This is a genomic window from Rhodoglobus sp. G.S.4 (genome assembly GCF_056619605.1).
Map to the genome: position 1 here is coordinate 2,216,566 of NZ_CM152748.1, position 17,663 is coordinate 2,234,228.

The following is a 17,663-nucleotide window of genomic DNA, read 5'->3' on the forward strand; positions in this document are numbered from 1 at the left end:
GAGACCACCATGACCTACAAGGTGAATAAGACAGAAGAAGAGTGGCGCGAAGAGCTCGGCCTCAAGTACTCGGTGTTGCGTGAAGCCGGCACTGATCGTCCATGGTCTGGTGCTCTTCTTGACGAAAAGCGTGAGGGCACCTACCGCTGTGGCGCCTGCAGCGCTGAACTCTTTAAGAGTGGCACCAAGTTTGACTCCGGTTCAGGGTGGCCCAGTTTCTATGAGGCGATCAACCCGGATGCTGTTGAACTGCGCGAAGATCGCTCCTTGGGCATGGTTCGCACCGAGGTTGTGTGCGCAACCTGTGGTTCACACTTGGGTCATCTCTTTGATGACGCGCACCAAACCCCAACGGGTGACCGTTTCTGCTTGAACTCGAGCTCACTGGAATTCGAAGAAGACAACTAGCTAGACAGCTTCTTTTTTGGCGGTCGCTGACTCGAAAGTGAAGCGATCGCTACGGCGATGAGGGTGAGCACCACACCGATTACGGTGGTCGGTGCCACCCCATCGCTGTCTGTTGGCACGAAGATTTCTAGTGCTAGTGCGCCCATCAACTGCCCCGCGATGGATCCGAGTGCGAAGAACAGGACCCCGGTGATAGGTACGAGCACTGCAGCGACGGCAATGAAGATCACGCCGATTGCTCCCCCGATGTAGAGCGTTGGGTCGGTCGGAAACTCGTGTTGCCACCCACCAAAGAATCCGAACGTGATTGTCGCGATAGCGAGGGTTGATGTTCCGACGACAAAGTTGACGTAGGTGGCGGTGAGTGGCGAACGGGTCACGTGACGCACATGACCGTTGATGGCTTGTTGCCAGCCGATGCCGAATCCGGCAACAAGCGGCAGAAACACGAGCAAGAAGGGTCCGTCGAGTCGCAAATCAGAGAGCCCAGAAAAAATTACGGCACCAACTGCGAGGGCGGATGCCGCGACTCGCAATGCGGTGACTGGTCTCTTTTGTAGGCTGCCGATCCCCACTCGGTCGATGACGGCGGAACTAATTGTTTGGCTAGCCACGACCGCAACAGTGAAGAGCGCAACGCCGAGGGCGGTCGCCGCGAGGCCCTGAGTCAGGACGAAGAATGCTCCAAACGCACCACCGGTGAGGTACCACCAGGGCAGTCTTTTGCTGGAAACTTCGGTACGGAGGGTGCGAAATCCAGCGCGGGCGGTTGGCACGAACGGCACGATGAGCGTGAGGATGATGAGGCCCGATCCAAAAGAAATCAGGGCTGCGAGGGTTGAGTCGTGAAGCTCAACCGCAAGTTCTCCATTGATGCGACTTTGAGCTGAAACGAGGGCGCCAGCAGCGACTGCAGCGAAAATTCCGGCCAGTGCACGACGCCGACTTTGCGGATTGGTTGGGAGCATAGGTGTAGTCATGTCTAAAATAGGACGTTGGTCCAAGCCTCCTTAGCTCAGCTGGCTAGAGCACCGCTCTTGTAAAGCGGGGGTCGTCGGTTCGAATCCGACAGGAGGCCCAGCAAAGATGTCGAAGGCCGTCGGGGTTATTTAAACCCTAGCGGCCTTCGACATCGCTGTTTAACGGCGACTCTTGTTTCGTAGCAACTCTTGTTTCGCCGCGACTCCATTTCGCGGTTACGACGAGAACAGTGCCAGCGGCAGGGCACGCGAAGGGCGGGATTCGCTCAGCGCTCTACGACACTGCTTGTTTGAATACCGCTGCTGCATCGGCAAGAGATCGCAGATGTTCGGGAATTTCACGGCCCTTAGCCTTCATCGACTGCGCCCAGAGCCTCCCGGCACGGTACGAGGATCGCACGAGCGGGCCGGCGAGCACTCCGAGGAATCCGATATCTTCTGCTTCTGCCTTGATATCGATGAATTCTTCTGGTCGCACCCAGCGGGCTACTGGCAAATGGCGAGCTGTTGGTCGCAAATATTGGGTGACGGTGATGATGTCGGTGCCCGCGTCATGAAGATCATGCAGGGCTTGACTGATCTCGGCCCGCTCTTCGCCCATCCCCAAGATGAGGTTTGACTTGGTAATCATTCCCGCATTACGAGCTTGGGTGAGAACGTCCAGCGATCGTTCGTAGCGAAATGCTGGGCGGATGCGCTTAAAGATCCGCGGCACGGTTTCTACATTGTGGGCAAAGACTTCCGGGCTTGCCGAGAAGATTTCGCCGAGATAGTCCGGATTTCCCGAAAAGTCGGTAGCGAGAATTTCTACGCCAGTTCCGGGAGCGCGGGTATGGATCTGTCGGACGGTCTCGGCGTGCAGCCACGCGCCCTCATCCGGGAGATCGTCTCGAGCCACCCCGGTCACAGTTGCGTAGCGAAGCTTCATTTCGACGACAGATTCGGCGACGCGACGAGGTTCATCTGTGTCGTAGTCGGCGGGTTTTCCCGTGTCGATCTGGCAAAAATCGCATCGCCGAGTGCACTGTGCACCGCCGATCAAGAACGTTGCCTCTCGGTCTTCCCAGCACTCGAAAATGTTGGGGCAGGCTGCTTCTTGGCAGACCGTGTGGAGGTTTTCACTTTTCACCAGTTCTTGAAGCTGCCGATACTCGGGACCCATTCTGGCTGTCGTTTTGATCCACTCGGGCTTGCGCTCGATCGGAGTCTCAGCGTTGCGGACTTCGAGGCGAAGCATCTTGCGGCCGGACGGTGCGGCGCTCACGATTGCACCAGCTCCCACATGTCAGAAAACTTGGCTTGAATGAGCTCAACGATGTCTCCCGGTTGCACTGTGCGCCCCAATTCTCGAGAGATCGAGGTGACGCCAGCATCGCGGATGCCGCACGCGACGATGTGTTCGTAGGCATCGAACTCATTTGAACAGTTCAGGGCAAATCCGTGCATGGTCACTCCGTCGGCAACGCGGATTCCGATGGCAGCGATTTTGTCTTCGATTGCGCCAGTGGTCACCCACACCCCCGAGCGGTGCTGCACCTGATGCCCGGCAACACCGAGTTCGGCGAGCACCTCGATGAGAAAGCCTTCGAGCCGTCGAACATAGGCGACGACGTCGACCGGATCGGGCAATCGCAGGATCGGGTAGCCGATCAGTTGCCCGGGACCGTGCCAGGTGATTTTGCCCCCACGGTCAGTGTCGATGACGGGAGTGCCGTCATCGGGGCGTTCACTTAGCTCTGTGCGTTTGCCCGCCGTATACACGGACGGGTGCTCAAGCAGAATGAGAGTATCGGTGCGCTGGCCCGAGACAACAGCGGCGTGCACGGCACGTTGCAGGTCTAGGGCCGTCAAATACGGCACGGAGTTGGCGCTTAGCCCCGCGACGACAAAGTCGACCACGTCAGAAGTATAGGCGTCGACGTTCAGAACTCGGACGCAACCATCCACATCGCCCGGTTCCAGGCTTCGGCCTCACGGCCATGCCCGCCATCCCGGCCATCCCGGCCATCCTCATTGCAGGCAAAACTCGTTGCCTTCGGGGTCTCTCATCATGATTGCGAATTCGTTAAACGGCCCCCACGCTCCCTCGAGTACCTGCTCTACTGAGGCACCGAGAGACACGAGGCGTGCGCACTCGACCTCGACCAAAACTCGGCGAGGGCATCCGGATTTTCAGCATGAACGGAAATGTTAGAGATCCTGGCGGTCATGCGAAGAGGATAGCTCCAGAGGGCGACCCGATGTGAGAGCTACGTGGGATCGACCATCACTTTGAGGGCCGTGCGCTCATCCATGGCGGTGTAGCCATCAGGGGTCTGTTCGAGCTTCACGGTCTGGTCGAAGACAAGGCCGGGGTTCACCGTTCCTTCGAGCACGGCGGGCAGCAGTTGTTCGATGTAGGCGCGGGCGGGAGCAACACCACCGGTGAGAGTGACGTTCTTGCCGAAGAGACTGCGGCGGCCAACGGGGGCTTCCTCATACTGAGGAACCCCCACTCGACTGATCACTCCGCCAGCACGAACGACGCCGAGGGCCTGCTTGTAGGCGGGCATGAAGCCGACAGCCTCGAGTACAGCGTGGCTTCCTGTGCCGCCAGTGAGTTCGCGCACCTGAGCGATTCCCTCCTCGCCTCGCTCAGCCACGACATCCGTCGCACCAAACTGGATGCCGAGATCGGTGCGTGCCTTGTGGCGACCCATGAGGATGATGCGCTCGGCCCCCATTTGCTTGGCCGAGAGAACGGCGAGGAGACCGACCGCGCCATCGCCGATCACTGTGACGGTCTGACCAGGCGAAACGCGAGCCTTGTAGGCGGCGTGCCACCCCGTGGCGTAGACGTCGGAGAGCGTGAGGAGACCGGCATACTGCGACTCATCAATGGTGCCAGGCACCTTCACGAGAGTGCCGTCGGCGTAGGGCACGCGCACTGCTTCAGCCTGGCCACCCGTGATTCCACCGTTGCCCCAGTAGCCACCGTGGATGCACGAGGTCTGCAGCCCCTCGAGACAGAACTCGCAGGTTCCATCGGAGTACGCGAATGGGGCGATGACAAAGTCGCCAACCGAGAGAGTAGCCACTTCTTTACCGACTTCTTCGATAACGCCGATGAATTCGTGGCCGATCGGCAGAGCATCCACATCCGCCGGCATGGAATGGAAGGGGTGGAGGTCACTGCCGCAGACGCACGCGCGCGTGATGCGCACAACGGCGTCAGTGCTCTCGATGAGCCTGGGGTCGGGGGCGGTGATTACGCGGACATCGCCCGCGCCATAAATATAAGTAGCTCGCATGGGTCTATTCAACGCCCGAGTCGCGCCCAGCAACGAATCAGGGTTTATTCAGCGACGAGGAGTAGCTGAGATTCTTGACACCAAAAAGTATTGACATGACACCATAGTGGTGTCACTCTGATGCTATGGAGCTGGGACAGTACATTAACGACCTTCAGCGTCAGCTCGTGGATGCCGCAGAGAACGGCAGCGACGAAACTCGCGTCGTCGCCGAACGCCTCGTCACCAAGCTGGACTCCGCTGCACGGCTCGTTCTGCTCGACGTACTGTCTGCCGCTGCCGGCGAAATCACGCGCGATCTCGCCCCCAGCTCGGTTGACGTTCGCCTGCGCGGTCGCGAGGTCGACTTCGTCGTCGCCCACGCGCCCACCGAAGACGATGACCACGGCATCACCGCCGCCGCAATCGACTTTGATGACGCGAGCACTTCACGCACCACACTTCGCCTCCCCGATGCCCTCAAAGCACGAGTAGACGAAGCTGCTGCTATTGACGGAGTCTCCGTCAACACCTGGTTGGTCCGCGCTATCGCGGCCGCCGCTCAACCCATCCATCAGACGCCACCGCAGCCGCCCGGGCAACCGCAGCGGCCGAAGACGCCGCAACGACCCTCCGCAATAGGCGACTCCTTCGCTGGCTGGGTGCGCTAAGCCGCCCACCCCAGCACATCCATCAACCCCGCGCAGCCGCGAGGTCTCTCCACCACGCCCACAGAAAGGCGCCAGCATGCCCACCTTCACCACCCCGATCCCCATCGATCTCGCGATTAACGCAAAAGTCGGCACCATCGACATTGTCGCAAGCGAGCGCGAAGACACCATCGTGACGATCACTCCCACCGATGCAGGTAGAGAAAGCGATCGACGGGCCGCAGAAAATACCACTGTGGACTTCGACAACAACCGCGTCACTATCACCACTCCACGCCCCCGATTCAGCCTCGTTGGGCCAAGCGAGTCCGTAGATGTGAAAGTTGAGTTGCCGGTAGATTCGCGGTTCACTGGAGAAATCGCGCTCGGCGACGTGCACACCGTCGGACGCCTCGGTGCAACGCGCATCAAGAGCGCGATGGGCGCAGTCAACCTCGATACCACCGGTGACCTATGGCTTCGCTTGTCCCACGGCGGCACCACCATCGGAACCGTCGAAGGTGATGCCGAACTCACCGTCGACAACGGCCAGATGCGCATCGGAACCATCACCGGAGATGCCACGCTCAAAGCCTCACACGGCAACATCCGCCTGGGAGAAATCAGTGGCGCCCTCGAAGCCAAACTCTCCTACGGCGATCTCGAGATCAACAAAGCCCTCGCCTCCGTAACGGCAAAAACGGCATACGGCAGCATCACCCTCGACGAAGTATCGAGCGGCACCATCGATGCCAGCAGCTCCCTCGGGCAAATCCGAATCGGAATCGAGAAAGGCGTCGCCGCGTGGCTCGACCTCGTCTCCAAAACAGGCCGAGTGCATAACGAGCTCGAGCCCGGCAGCGGGCCGGAAGACTACGAGCAGTCGGTCTCCGTGCGCGCACGAGCCCAGGTTGGCGATATCCGGATTCGGCGGGCCACGATGTAGTCGACCGAACGTCAGTGGCCTTTACTAGCATCAACCCATGGTCAGCTTCGCCGACAAGCCCATCCTCGATGTGACAATCGCTGAGTGGACGACCTTTCTCGAAGGAGCGCCCTCGCCAGACGGAGTGCGGCTCAAGTTGCGCAAGAAACTCTCTAAAGCCACAGGGATGACCTGGTCAGAAGCGCTCGATGTTGCCCTCTGCTTCGGCTGGATCGACGGCCAAAGCGCACGTCTCGACGACGACTTCACGCTGCAAGCTTTCACTCCGCGCCGCAAGAACAGCCCCTGGTCGCAAATCAATCGCGACCACGTCGCTCGTCTCATTGATGCCGGCCAGATGCGCCCCGGTGGTCTCGCAGAGATCGAACGGGCCAAAGCCGATGGACGCTGGGATGCCGCCTACAGCCAGAAGAACATGATGACTCCCCCAGACCTGCAAGCTGCGCTCGACGCTAACCCCGCGTCGGCGGAGTTCCACGCCAGCCTCACGAGGAGCGTGCGCTTTCAGATCTACGCGCGCGTGACTGCGGTCAAGACACCCGCTGTGCGAGCCGCGCGCATCCGCGACATTGTCGAGAAGGGCGCTCGGGGCGAGCATCACTACGCGCAGCCCAAGCCACGGAAATCACCACCAAACTCACCTTCTGCTCCGCAGTCGAACTAGGCCGATAGCGTCGGCAGAACGACCTCGACTGCGAGCCCGATACCGGACTGGTTGTTGAGACGTATCTCGCCCCCAGCCACTGCAACGATCCCCGCAACAATCGAGAGCCCAAGCCCGGCGCCTGAGCCTCCCAGGGATTCTTCCGCGCGCGAAAAACGGTGGAACGCGTTCGACACAAACACTTCGTCCATGCCTCCAGCGTTGTCGCTGACTCGAAGCACTACGTGGGCTGCACTCCGGGCAAGAGAGATCTCAATCAGCCCCACCTCTCCCATCGCCGCGAGCGAGTTTCCGATGAGGTTGTCACACACGCGCCCGAAGTCGGCGACACTCACCGAAACCAGTTCTGCATCAACAAGGCCCTCGACATCGTATTCAACTCGGATGTTGCGCCCTGCCACACGCACGCGACCTCGGTCAGCGGCATCCGCCAATTCCTCCGAAAGCGCCCCCACATGTGAACTACCCGGAACAACCTGAGCATCAATACGAGACAGCTCAAGCATTGACGTCGCGAGAGCAGTCAGGCGCGCGAGAGTGCGTTGGGCTGCCGCTACATCCGCCTGCATCTGAGGCAACGAGGATGCCTCGCGCTGCGCCAGTTCAAGTTGGGTGTGAACGATAGCAAGTGGTGTTCGAAACTCGTGGCTCGCATCCGACACAATATTTCGTTCGCGCTCGGCCGAAGCGCGCAACTGGACAATCAACTCGTTGAGGGTGTTGGCTAGTTCGGATATCTCGTCTTGTGCCAGGCCAACCGGCAGCAGCTCGTCACTACGTAAGTGCACGAGTTCAGCCGCGCTGCGTCGGAGACGTGCGACTGGTGCGAGCGCTGCGGATCCGATCAGCCACGAGGCTGCTCCGAACGCAATATTGATACCCGCGATGCTCGCGACGAGGAGCAGCGCCACCTGATTGAGCACGCTCGCTTGCGCATCATTGCGGGTCGCACTCACGACGCTGAACGTTCCCGAAGTGGTTTCGACAGGACTTACGCGCACCAAAAAAGATTCGCTTCCGATGGTAAGCGGCGTTGTCTCGCTTGAGCCCTCGAGCACTGACGGGAGCAGCACACTGAGCGAGCTTGGCAAAGTATCGAGCACGGTTTCTCCGCCGGGAGCCACAATCGCGACCAGTTGGTCAGCACCGGGAGGGTCGATGTCTTCGGCGGGATCCTCCCCCAACGCCACCAGATAGGGTGCTTCTACATTGTCGAGCACTCGCTGCTGCCCATCGGTGACTATGCGATGCACTTGGGCAAAAATGACAATGCCAGCGACTAGGGAAATAAGGATCGCAATTATCAAACTTCCGCCCGTGATCCGGGCGCGAATAGTGAGTCGCGAGAAATTCACGAGACGGCTTCGCTGAGTTGAAAACCTAGCCCCCGCATTGCGACAATTCGGACTGGCGACTCCACGGCATCCAACTTCTTGCGTACATAGCGAACGTATTGGTCAACGATATTCGGGTCGATGTAGGCGGCGGAACCCCACACCACGTCGATGATCTCAGCGCGAGACAGCACCCGGTCGCGATTGACGGCTAAGAGCCGCAGCAGGTCAAACTCAGTGCGACTCAACCGCAGAGGAGCGCCTCCAGCGTTAATCTCGTGACGCGTGAAATCTATGCGTAAGCCTCCGATGTCGAGTCGCGACGATCCCAGTTGATCGCGACGCAGCAGAGCACGCAAGCGGGCAGCCAGTTCAGCGAACTCAAACGGCTTGGTGAGGTAGTCATCCGCCCCAGAGTCGAGGCCCCGCACACGATCGTCAAGAGCATCCCGTGCGGTGAGCAACAGAATGGCGACACCGGTGGCTTCTTCGCGAAGCCGACGACACAATTCAAAGCCCGACATCCCCGGAAGCATGATGTCGAGAACAGCCGCGTCGAAGCGGATGTCACGGCTCAATGTGATCGCCTCGATGCCATTAGAGGCGACGTTGACCGCGTAACCCTCCGACTGAAGGCCGCGCGCCAGCAGCGCCGCAAGTTCAGGCTCATCGTCGACAATCAGGATGCGTGGGACCACGCGGTCAACAGTACGGTGCATCGGATAGTTGGAACTATGCCGCCACAGTAACGACGTGCGCAGAAAGAGCTTCGGCCTCGCGGCGCTGACGACCAATCTTCACGCCGAGGTAGGCCGCGACCGCAACGATGATCGCCAAGAAGGCGACACTCGTCGCAGTCGTTCCAATGCCTAATCCGCCGTCTTGCGGGCTCTGCGACAACAGGTCACCAATCGACGCCCCAAGCGGGCGGGTAAGGATGTACGCCGCCCAGAAGCAGAACACTACATTCACGTTGAAGGCATAGCGGGCAATCACGATCACGCCGATGAGTGCTGCGAACAGGATCACGCCAACGAGGTAGCCAAGCCCAAATCCTTCCGTGATGAGGTCGCCAGCGGCAGTACCCAGTGCGAATGTGAACAGGATCGCTATCCAATAGAACGCTTCACGGCGGCGCGTAAAGATGGTGTGGATGGAGAGCGTGCGCTCCCGTGTAAACCAGATTCCGAAAGTCACCGCGAGGAGGACGCTGAAGAACAGCGTGCTCGCCCAAAGCTCAACGCCGAAGACATCAGTGAGGGTGTCAGTGACGAGCGTGCCGACAACGCTGATGAGCACCACTGCAGTCCAGTAAATCCCGGAGGTGTAGCGCTTCGTCATGAACTGCCCGATGAGAGCGGCAACCAGCAACGCCCCCATAATCCAGGTGGTAAAGGTCAGGCCAAGCCCAACATCAACGTTGAGATAGTCGGCGAAAGTTTCGCCAGTCGTGGTCGAAAGAATTTTGATCACCCAAAAGGCGAACGTGATCTCAGGCACCCTGTTCAACAGGATGGTGCGGGTGTGGTGGGAAAGGGTCTCAGTCATGAGCCCTAGAATTTCGTTCGCCGCTGAAGGTTCGCCCTCGAATCCAACTCTTTTCTGTGAGCGTTCTTTCAGAAAGCGAATCTCGCGGAGACCTACTGCCTCAGTTGCGCAATCCGCCGATCGAGGTGCTGCTGTTCGGCCCCGTTGGTGGCAAGTTCGCGGGCACGCGCGAAAGCCGGAGCCGCGGCATCCACATCACCCGCACGCAGCAGCAGCTCCGCTTTCGTTGACCAGTACAAGTGATAATTCTCGAGACCGGTCACGGTGTCGAGAAGCCGCAGTCCGGCATCCGGGCCATCAGCCATCGACACGGCGACCGCCCGATTGAGCGCAACAACGGGAGAACTGCCGGTCATGGTCAGCAGCACAGAATAGGCGGATGCGATGGCCGGCCAGTCGGTATCGGCGGCGGTGCGCGCGGTGGCATGGTGGCGCGCGATGACCGCTTGGGTTTGGAAGGGCCCTGGCTGCAGCCGACCGAGGGCACTGTGCAGGAGCCCGTTGGCTTGCTCAATCAGCTCGCCGTCCCAGCGGGTGCGATCTTGCTGTTCGAGCAGGATGAGTTCGTCGCCGCGAAAGCGGGTGTCGTGGCGGGCGCGAGCGTAGAGCTCTAGCGCCAACAGGCCTTCTACTTCAGCGTTGCCGGGGAGGACTTCGCGAGTGGTGATCGTGAGGCGAATCGCTTCTTCCACGAGGTCAACGCGGCCACCGGTTGCACTCCCCCGCGAGAGGTAGCCCTCGTTGAAAATCAGGTAGAGAACGGTGAGCAGCGCATCCACTCGCAGCGTGAGGTCTTCGGGGATAGTCAGCGGGATGCCGGCGTCGCGAATCTTGCGTTTCGCCCGCACGATTCTCTGGGCAAGAGTCTGCTCGGGCACCAAGAATGCGGCCGCGATCTCGGCGGTCGTGAGTCCGCCAGTCAGGCGCAGAGTCAATGCCACTTGAGCCTCGCGACTGAGCGCCGGGTGGCAACAGAGCAACAGCAGTCGCAGGTGTTCGTCGCCCGAATAGTGAGCGTCATCAATCATCTCGGGTGGCACCTCCTCGCTGTCGTTACCGCCGTAGCCGGTGCTGTGGCTAGAGCGCACCAAATCGGGGGCTGCCCGAGCTAGCCGTCGCGCTGTCGCAGCGTCGCGTCGTACTCCGTCGACCGCGCGATTGCGTGCGACCGTATAGAGCCACGCAGCAGGGTTGTCAGGAACGCTGCCCCAGTTCAGCGCTTCAACGAGCGCATCCTGCACAGCTTCATCGGCCGCATCGAGGCCAAAGCGATGCGTGAGAAGAGCGAGCACGTGCCCACTCTCCTCACGCGCCAGGCGGGTGACCGCCTCTGAGTTATCAGGCACGCTAGGAGGGCACCACCGGGCGAACCTCGAGCGAGCCGGCCGGAATCGGAACCTCGGCAGCGAGCGCAAGCGCCTCATCCAGGTCTTCGGCTTCCACAATGTAGAAGCCGCCGAAGTGCTCCTTGGTTTCAGCAAACGGGCCATCGACGATTGTGTCGCCGGCACCATACGCCCGACGAATAGTGGTCGCGGTCTCAACACCCTGCAGCTGATCGGCGGCGATATAGTGGCCGCCATCAATGAGCTTCTGGTTGTAGGCCATCCACGGCGCCATCATTGCGTCGAAGGCGTCTGTACCCGGTTCTGGGCCATCAAACGGTTCTGAATGAATCAGGATCATGTACTGCATGTTTTTCTCCCTAACCGATCTGTGAAGTGTGGCCAAAAAGGCCAATAACGACGGACATGACGATGAGAACTGCAAGCTGATGACCCATATTGATCGCAAACAGCGTCGGGGACTTCTTCTCAAAAAGATACTCGACAGCATTACGCGACGCGGTAAACCCGAGCCAGCTAACGGATGCCACAGCCAGCGTGACGGTCAGGAACGAGCCACCCAACGAGCATTCCCGCGGCGGTGGCGATTGCGATCGCCAGCACATTCAGCATCATCATGTCCTTTCGGGGCCGGAATTTCTTGCCCTTCACTGACATGACGCAGCGCACGTGCCGAATCGACACGTGCGCTGGAAAAACTTTCTGCAATCGTCAGGACTTCCTCTTCCTCGACCTCCGCGCATCCGAACCCCTCTACTACGGGCATCCGGGCACGCAAAAACGGGACCCGTAACCGTTGCTAAGGAATTACGAGGCAAGAGACGTGAGAACAGCATCGCTGAGGTAGACGGTTGCACCGTTGACGATGGTCAGCTGCGAATTGTTCAACGCTGGTACCGCAAGCGAAAGCATTGAGGCGTGCTCGTACACCTTCGGCTAACCAACACTCCTCTGCACGACACTCCGCTGTATGACACAAAAGGTGCCCCTGGTCGTATGACCGGGGGCACCTTTTGTTGTGCGCTAGAAGAACCTACGGGGTAGGTGTCGGCGTCGGGGTCGGAGTCGAGTTGGCGTTGAAGTCATCGCCCGCCGCCTGAATAACGAAGGCCTGGAAAGCAGCGAGGTCGTTTACTGCACCCTCATACTTGAGCCCGTTGACAAGAACCGTTGGGGTTCCCGTGACCTGAGGCACGTCAGTGTTAGGAAGCGGACCCGACAGAGCGCGAGCCGTTGAGTTCTTTACCCACGACTTGAACGTCTCATCTTGAATGCACTCGCTAATCGCTGGAACGCTGTCAGCTCCTATTGTGTCGAGCAACGCGATCAGGTCGTCGTCGCTCAGGCCGGAGGTGTTCTCTGCTGGTTGGACTTCCTCAGAAAGCAGCAGCTTGTGGTACGCGTAGAAGTCGTTTGGCGAAGAATCGGCAACACACGCGACAGCATTTACTGCACGGGATGAGTACCGCTGCCCCTGAGAGAATCGGTCAAGAATCGTGATGGGGTGGACTTCAAGAGTTGCCGCGCCGTTGTCGACAAGACCTTCGATGTACTCTGCGTTTGTCTGCTCAAACGAGCCACAAATCGGGCACAGGTAGTCGACATACATCTGGATATCGAGCACGCCTGAACCTTCATCGGGAACGCTAGCGATGGGCTCAGCATCCGCGTCGAGGGCATCAGTCGGGGTAGCAATGAAGCCTTGATTGAGTTGGATACCGTCGCTGGCAAAGTTCTTGGGGCCAGGACCAGCGGGCTGGTTCGAGTTCACGAGCACGAGGGCGATAACGGCAACGATCGCGATGAGTGCGAGGCCTACACCGCCCTGAAGGAACAGCCGAGTGCGGCGATCCTTCTTCTTTTGTTCGTCGCGCTGAACGCGAGCCTTTTCACGTGCTGCTTCGCGTCGCTCATTCTTGCTGAGTCGGCCGTCGCCGGAATTGCCGTTGCTCAATCGAACCTCATCTGCCGTGTATTTCGCTGTGGCGAGCGCCAGAAATGGCGGCGCACCCGTCGAATTCTAGGAGAAATCTCTGGGAATTGCCCAACTGGATCCTGAGACTCACCCTGTGAGCGCCCACATAACCCGGTAACGCGACCCCCAAAAGAGTGCAATAATGACCCAACGTGGTTTCGACCACCGTCCATTCACTAAGGATCGTCCGGCACGTACCTGCCGGTGAAGGAGAAAAATACAACAATGGCGTCTGTAACTTTTGACAACGCAACCCGCCTCTACCCCGGATCAACAGTCCCGGCTGTAGACAAGCTCAATCTTCACGTTGAAGATGGCGAGTTCCTCGTACTTGTCGGCCCATCGGGTTGCGGTAAGTCCACTAGCCTTCGCATGCTCGCCGGCCTCGAAGAGGTTAATGACGGCAGCATCCTCATCGGAGACCGTGACGTCACTGATGTTCCTCCGAAGGACCGTGACATCGCCATGGTCTTCCAGAACTACGCTCTCTACCCGCACATGACGGTTGCCGAGAACATGGGCTTCGCGCTCAAGATCGCCGGCATCAATAAGGAAGAGCGTGCAGCCCGCGTACTTGAGGCAGCAAAGTTGCTTGACCTTGAGCCTTACCTGAGCCGCAAGCCCAAGGCACTCTCGGGTGGTCAGCGCCAACGTGTTGCTATGGGTCGCGCTATCGTTCGCCAGCCTCAGGTGTTCCTCATGGACGAACCGCTCTCGAACTTGGACGCCAAGTTGCGCGTTCAGACTCGTACGCAGATCGCTAGCCTTCAGCGTCGACTCGGAGTCACCACGGTTTACGTGACTCACGACCAGACTGAAGCACTCACCATGGGTGATCGCATCGCAGTTCTCAAGGATGGCCTCCTCCAGCAGGTTGGTACTCCTCGTGACCTCTATGAAGCACCACAGAACATTTTCGTTGCTGGCTTCATCGGCAGCCCCGCGATGAACCTGTTCAGCGTCGACATCGTCGATGGTGGCCTTCAGTTCGGCGATGCAGTTGTACACGTTGACAGCGAGACCCTCGGCGAGACTGACGCTAAGACCGTCACCATCGGCGTCCGGCCAGAAGACGTCATTGTTTCGACGACAGGCAGCGGCCTTCCGGTTGATGTTGACCTCGTTGAAGAACTCGGCGCCGACGGTTACCTCTATGGTCACGCAGAGATCAAGGGTGAGCGAGTCGACATCGTTGCTCGCGTTGACGGCCGTTCACACCCGAACGCCGGCGACAAGGTCTTCCTGACCCCTGAGCCGCACCACGTTCACGTCTTCGACACCGAGTCAGGCCTGCGCTTGACTAAGAAGCCTGTGGTAGCGAGCTAGTTCCGCTTTACGATCGAGCCCGTCAACGTCGAACTGTGTTCGGATGCGTTGACGGGCTCGTTTCAGCTTAAGGAAACGTGAATGTCTGGTTCAGTCAACATCACCTCGGCCACCGCCGATCCCGCTCTGCTCGATCTTCCGTGGGAGTTGCCGCTAGAGCTATGGCCGGATGATGCAATCGCCACCCTCCCCAAGGGCATCTCTCGACACTTGGTGCGGTTCGCGAACCTCTCGGGGTACATCGTTGCCATCAAAGAGACATCGAGCGAGCTGGCCAAACGCGAGTACGACATGTTGCGCACTCTGCAGAAGCTCGATGTTCCGTGCGTTGACCCCCTTGCGATCATCACCAACCGCACGGCAAGCGACGGCGAAGAACTCAAGTCGGTGCTTGTCACTCGCCACTTGCGCTTTTCGCTCCCCTACCGTGCCGTTTACTCCCAGAGTCTGCGCCCTGAGACCGCTCGTCGTTTGGTTGATGCGCTGGCAGTGCTGCTGGTTCGTCTTCACATCGTCGGTTTCTTCTGGGGCGATGTCTCACTCTCCAACACGCTCTTCCGTCGGGATGCCGGCGCCTTCGCCGCCTACCTCGTGGATGCTGAAACCGGTCAGCTGTACGACCGGCTTTCGAACGGTCAACGTGAGAACGACCTCGAGATCGGTCGAGTGAATATCGCGGGCGAACTCTTCGATTTGCAGGCAGGTGGTCGGCTCGAGGAAGACATTGATCCGATCGAGATCAGCAACGGAATTGTCGCGCAGTACCGCACACTGTGGCAGGAGCTCACTGGCTCGGAGCGATTCGACCACTCTGAGCGTTGGCGCATCAACCAGCGCGTCGAACGACTCAACGCGCTGGGCTTCGATATCGAAGAACTTGCCATCAAAACCGAAGATTCGGGAACTCGAGTGCGCATCCAGCCCAAGGTTGTGGACGCCGGTCACCATTCACGTCGTCTCTTGCGTCTGACGGGTCTTGATGCCCAAGAAAACCAAGCGCGCCGTTTGCTGAACGATATGGATTCGTACCGTGCAGCATTCGATAAGCAGGACATGGACGAAGAGATGCTGGCACATGAGTGGGCCGCGCGAGTCTTTGAGCCCGTGATCCGTGCTATTCCTAAGTCCCTACGGGGAAAGCTCGAACCTGCTGAAATTTTTCACCAACTGCTCGATCACCGTCGTCAGCTCGCCCAAGATTCAGGTCACGACATCCCACTGGCTGAAGCTGTGGGTAGCTACGTCGAAAACGTGCTGCAGTTCCGACGTGACGAAGCAACGATGATCAACCCTCCAACGGGGGCATTCACTTCGCCCATCTCCATTGCCGTCACCGCAGGGGCCGATGAGGACGATGATGACGACGAAGGCGATAGCGAGGATTGGCGCCTCAAGGTCTAGCCGGGCTTAACCACGACTACGAAAGTAGCTGCTCAAGACCGCGCCCTGTCACGTGTTCAAAGACAAGGTTCGTTTCGGTGTGAGAAACAGCCGGATGACTCGCCAGATAGGTGAGCATAAAGTCACGCAACTCGGCTGCGCTGTGAGCGGCAACGTGCAGCAGGTAATCGTCCGCGCCGCCCGTGTGGAAGAAGGCGAGCACACCTGGCCAGTAGGGCGCCGCGCTGCGAAATGCGTCCACATCTTCTCGCACGTGCTTGACGAGCTTGATCGAGATGAGCGCCTGCACACTCATTCCGAGCTTGGCGACATCAATATCGGCGTGAAAGCCACGCAAGTATCCGTCCTCGTGCAGTCGGCGCAGTCGCTGCGACACTGTGGATTCAGCAACGCCGACCCGTGCCGCGAGTGCCGAGCCCGACATGCGGGCGTTGGTGGCCAAGCTGGCCAAAATCGCCCGATCTATCGAGTCGATCGGCAAAGATTTTTGCTCAGTCACGGTGTCCTCCTTGACCGCAGCTTATGCGAATAACGTCACAATCCGTGAAGAAGCTGCATCGGTAGTTGATTTGTGTCGAATTTTCTGCTGATATCAGAGGATGCTGCCTCACGACATTCGTCTCGAAACCCTTGCTGTTCACGCGGGACTGGAGGGCGTACACGAAAGTGGCCAACACGTTCCCTCCATCGACCTCTCGACCACCAACCCGCTACCCAGCGTTGAGGTCGGCGGAGATTCCTATGAGAACCTCGCCACCGGAAACCCCATCATCGATGGTCATTCCGCTGTCTACCAGCGCCTGTGGCAGCCGGGGGTTGCGCGCTTCGAAGACAGCCTTGCTGCATTGGAGGGCGCGGAGGCCGCCGTGGCGTATGCCAGCGGAATGGCTGCACTCGCTGCAGTACTCATCTCCATTGCCTCCGCTGGCCGCCCCCACGTTGTTGGAGTTCGCCCCCTGTACGGCGGAACCGACCACGTGCTCGACAATGGGCTACTCGGAACGACCGTCACTTGGGCTGATGCTGACTCTATAGCGGATGCCATCCAGGCCGACACCGGACTTGTTGTTATCGAGTCCCCCGCCAACCCCACGCTTGAGTTGGTCGACATCAAGAAGATTGTTGCGGCAGCCGGCACCGTTCCTGTGCTCGTTGACAATACGTTCGCGACTCCAGTGCTCCAGCGTCCCCTCGAGCTCGGTGCCGCAATGGTGCTTCACAGCGCCACCAAGTACCTCGGTGGCCACGGTGACGTCATGGGTGGCGTTATCGCAACAAGCGAGGAACATGCCAAGAGCTTGCGCAACGTTCGCGCCCTCACCGGCGGTGTGCTCCACCCCTTCGCCGCATACCTTCTTCACCGGGGACTTCGCACCCTCCCACTTCGCGTTCGCGCGCAGCAGGAGACTGCCGGAGAACTCGCTCGTCGTCTAGACGGACATCCGGCTCTCGCCCGCGTTCTCTACCCCGGACTCCCCGGTCAAGATCCTGCCGGCCTCATCGGGACTCAGTCGGCAGGCGCTGGCTCGCTCATCGCTCTTGATCTCGCTGGCGGTTACGATGCTGCCGCTAAGTTCACGGAGTCGGTGAAGCTCATCACCCACGCGGTGTCGCTTGGGGGAATCGATACTCTCGTGCAGCATCCGGCATCGCTCACCCACCGCCCGGTCGCTTCTGAAGCGAAGCCGGGTGCGGGGATTGTGCGCATCTCGATCGGCCTTGAACACATCGAGGATCTCATGAACGACATCACCGCCGCCCTCGACGCTGTGACAGGCAAGTAGCCAGGCACACTCGCCTCGCGCAACGCGAAGAG

The 17,663-nt window shown here is 59.5% G+C and carries 22 protein-coding genes and 1 tRNA gene; 8 read left to right on the top strand and 15 right to left on the bottom strand.

The features are described from left to right. Window positions 1-9: 9 nt before the first annotated feature. A complete protein-coding gene (msrB, locus tag AC061P_RS10900; protein WP_480391202.1) occupies window positions 10-408 on the top strand; it encodes a peptide-methionine (R)-S-oxide reductase MsrB in 399 nt (132 codons plus the stop codon). Here msrB and AC061P_RS10905 read toward each other — a convergent pair. After that, on the bottom strand, window positions 405-1,388 hold the full coding sequence (locus AC061P_RS10905) for a DMT family transporter (RefSeq protein ID WP_480391203.1): 984 nt from the start codon (window positions 1,386-1,388) through the stop codon (window positions 405-407). The genes msrB and AC061P_RS10905 overlap by 4 nt on opposite strands. Window positions 1,389-1,412: 24 nt before the next feature. Here AC061P_RS10905 and AC061P_RS10910 point away from each other — a divergent pair. Next, window positions 1,413-1,486, top strand: a tRNA-Thr gene (locus AC061P_RS10910). A 176-nt stretch (window positions 1,487-1,662) separates the two neighbouring features. On the opposite strand, the gene lipA is transcribed toward AC061P_RS10910, so the two are convergent. From lipA to AC061P_RS10930, 4 genes are all read right to left on the bottom strand, one after another. Next, on the bottom strand, window positions 1,663-2,652 hold the full coding sequence (gene lipA, locus AC061P_RS10915; RefSeq protein ID WP_449647306.1) for a lipoyl synthase: 990 nt from the start codon (window positions 2,650-2,652) through the stop codon (window positions 1,663-1,665). Further along, window positions 2,649-3,287 carry a lipoyl(octanoyl) transferase LipB gene (gene lipB / locus AC061P_RS10920; protein WP_480391204.1) on the bottom strand — a complete coding sequence of 213 codons (639 nt, stop codon included), beginning with the start codon at window positions 3,285-3,287 and terminating at the stop codon, window positions 2,649-2,651. The genes lipA and lipB overlap by 4 nt, the downstream gene beginning before the upstream one ends. 111 nt (window positions 3,288-3,398) lie before the next feature. Further along, entirely contained in the window at window positions 3,399-3,536 is a 138-nt protein-coding gene (locus AC061P_RS10925; RefSeq protein ID WP_449647308.1) for a VOC family protein, read from the bottom strand. 101 nt (window positions 3,537-3,637) lie between these two features. Beyond that, window positions 3,638-4,678: a zinc-binding dehydrogenase gene (locus AC061P_RS10930; protein WP_449647309.1), complete on the bottom strand. Its 1,041-nt coding sequence runs from the start codon at window positions 4,676-4,678 to the stop codon at window positions 3,638-3,640. A gap of 125 nt (window positions 4,679-4,803) precedes the next feature. Here AC061P_RS10930 and AC061P_RS10935 point away from each other — a divergent pair, with 125 nt between their 5' ends. The 3 genes from AC061P_RS10935 to AC061P_RS10945 all read left to right on the top strand — a co-directional run bounded on the left by AC061P_RS10935 (window position 4,804) and on the right by AC061P_RS10945 (window position 6,917). After that, window positions 4,804-5,328, top strand: a complete 525-nt coding sequence (locus tag AC061P_RS10935; protein ID WP_449647310.1) for a type II toxin-antitoxin system HicB family antitoxin — start codon at window positions 4,804-4,806, stop codon at window positions 5,326-5,328. A gap of 76 nt (window positions 5,329-5,404) precedes the next feature. Beyond that, window positions 5,405-6,253: a DUF4097 family beta strand repeat-containing protein gene (locus tag AC061P_RS10940; RefSeq protein WP_480391205.1), complete on the top strand. Its 849-nt coding sequence runs from the start codon at window positions 5,405-5,407 to the stop codon at window positions 6,251-6,253. Between the two features lie 37 nt (window positions 6,254-6,290). Next, a complete protein-coding gene (locus tag AC061P_RS10945; protein WP_480391206.1) occupies window positions 6,291-6,917 on the top strand; it encodes a YdeI/OmpD-associated family protein in 627 nt (208 codons plus the stop codon). Here AC061P_RS10945 and AC061P_RS10950 read toward each other — a convergent pair. The 9 genes from AC061P_RS10950 to AC061P_RS10990 form a co-directional block, all read right to left on the bottom strand. Next, entirely contained in the window at window positions 6,914-8,272 is a 1,359-nt protein-coding gene (locus tag AC061P_RS10950; protein WP_449647313.1) for a sensor histidine kinase, read from the bottom strand. The two genes, AC061P_RS10945 and AC061P_RS10950, sit on opposite strands and share 4 nt — an antisense overlap. Continuing rightward, window positions 8,269-8,949, bottom strand: coding sequence for a response regulator transcription factor (locus AC061P_RS10955; RefSeq protein WP_449647314.1), 681 nt, complete (start codon window positions 8,947-8,949; stop codon window positions 8,269-8,271). Before AC061P_RS10955 ends, AC061P_RS10950 begins: the two co-directional genes overlap by 4 nt. 34 nt (window positions 8,950-8,983) lie before the next feature. After that, window positions 8,984-9,799, bottom strand: coding sequence for a COG4705 family protein (locus AC061P_RS10960; RefSeq protein WP_449647315.1), 816 nt, complete (start codon window positions 9,797-9,799; stop codon window positions 8,984-8,986). A gap of 92 nt (window positions 9,800-9,891) precedes the next feature. Next, window positions 9,892-11,145: an RNA polymerase sigma factor gene (locus AC061P_RS10965; protein WP_480391207.1), complete on the bottom strand. Its 1,254-nt coding sequence runs from the start codon at window positions 11,143-11,145 to the stop codon at window positions 9,892-9,894. Between the two features lies 1 nt (window position 11,146). Then, window positions 11,147-11,494 carry a YciI family protein gene (locus AC061P_RS10970; protein WP_449647317.1) on the bottom strand — a complete coding sequence of 116 codons (348 nt, stop codon included), beginning with the start codon at window positions 11,492-11,494 and terminating at the stop codon, window positions 11,147-11,149. A 10-nt stretch (window positions 11,495-11,504) separates the two neighbouring features. Beyond that, entirely contained in the window at window positions 11,505-11,675 is a 171-nt protein-coding gene (locus AC061P_RS10975; RefSeq protein WP_480391208.1) for a DUF1761 domain-containing protein, read from the bottom strand. Then, window positions 11,662-11,853, bottom strand: a complete 192-nt coding sequence (locus AC061P_RS10980) for a hypothetical protein (protein WP_480391209.1) — start codon at window positions 11,851-11,853, stop codon at window positions 11,662-11,664. The genes AC061P_RS10975 and AC061P_RS10980 overlap by 14 nt, the downstream gene beginning before the upstream one ends. A 99-nt stretch (window positions 11,854-11,952) precedes the next feature. Beyond that, a complete protein-coding gene (locus tag AC061P_RS10985; RefSeq protein ID WP_480391210.1) occupies window positions 11,953-12,075 on the bottom strand; it encodes a hypothetical protein in 123 nt (40 codons plus the stop codon). A gap of 103 nt (window positions 12,076-12,178) precedes the next feature. Continuing rightward, window positions 12,179-13,099 carry a DsbA family protein gene (locus tag AC061P_RS10990; RefSeq protein WP_480391211.1) on the bottom strand — a complete coding sequence of 307 codons (921 nt, stop codon included), beginning with the start codon at window positions 13,097-13,099 and terminating at the stop codon, window positions 12,179-12,181. Window positions 13,100-13,345: 246 nt separating this feature from the next. Between AC061P_RS10990 and AC061P_RS10995 the strand changes: the two genes are divergently transcribed. Next, window positions 13,346-14,446 (top strand): ABC transporter ATP-binding protein, encoded by a 1,101-nt coding sequence (locus AC061P_RS10995; protein WP_449647320.1) that lies wholly within the window; start codon window positions 13,346-13,348, stop codon window positions 14,444-14,446. 81 nt (window positions 14,447-14,527) lie between these two features. After that, the gene (locus AC061P_RS11000; RefSeq protein ID WP_480391212.1) at window positions 14,528-15,847 is read left to right on the top strand and encodes a DUF4032 domain-containing protein; all 1,320 of its coding nucleotides are present in this window, start codon (window positions 14,528-14,530) and stop codon (window positions 15,845-15,847) included. A gap of 16 nt (window positions 15,848-15,863) precedes the next feature. Here the strand turns inward: AC061P_RS11000 and AC061P_RS11005 are convergent, their stop codons facing one another. Then, window positions 15,864-16,346: an Lrp/AsnC family transcriptional regulator gene (locus tag AC061P_RS11005; protein ID WP_449647322.1), complete on the bottom strand. Its 483-nt coding sequence runs from the start codon at window positions 16,344-16,346 to the stop codon at window positions 15,864-15,866. Between the two features lie 100 nt (window positions 16,347-16,446). On the opposite strand from AC061P_RS11005, the gene AC061P_RS11010 reads away from it, so the two are divergent. Continuing rightward, complete coding sequence (locus AC061P_RS11010) at window positions 16,447-17,631, top strand: trans-sulfuration enzyme family protein (protein WP_449647323.1); 1,185 nt, start codon at window positions 16,447-16,449, stop codon at window positions 17,629-17,631. Window positions 17,632-17,663: the final 32 nt, after the last annotated feature.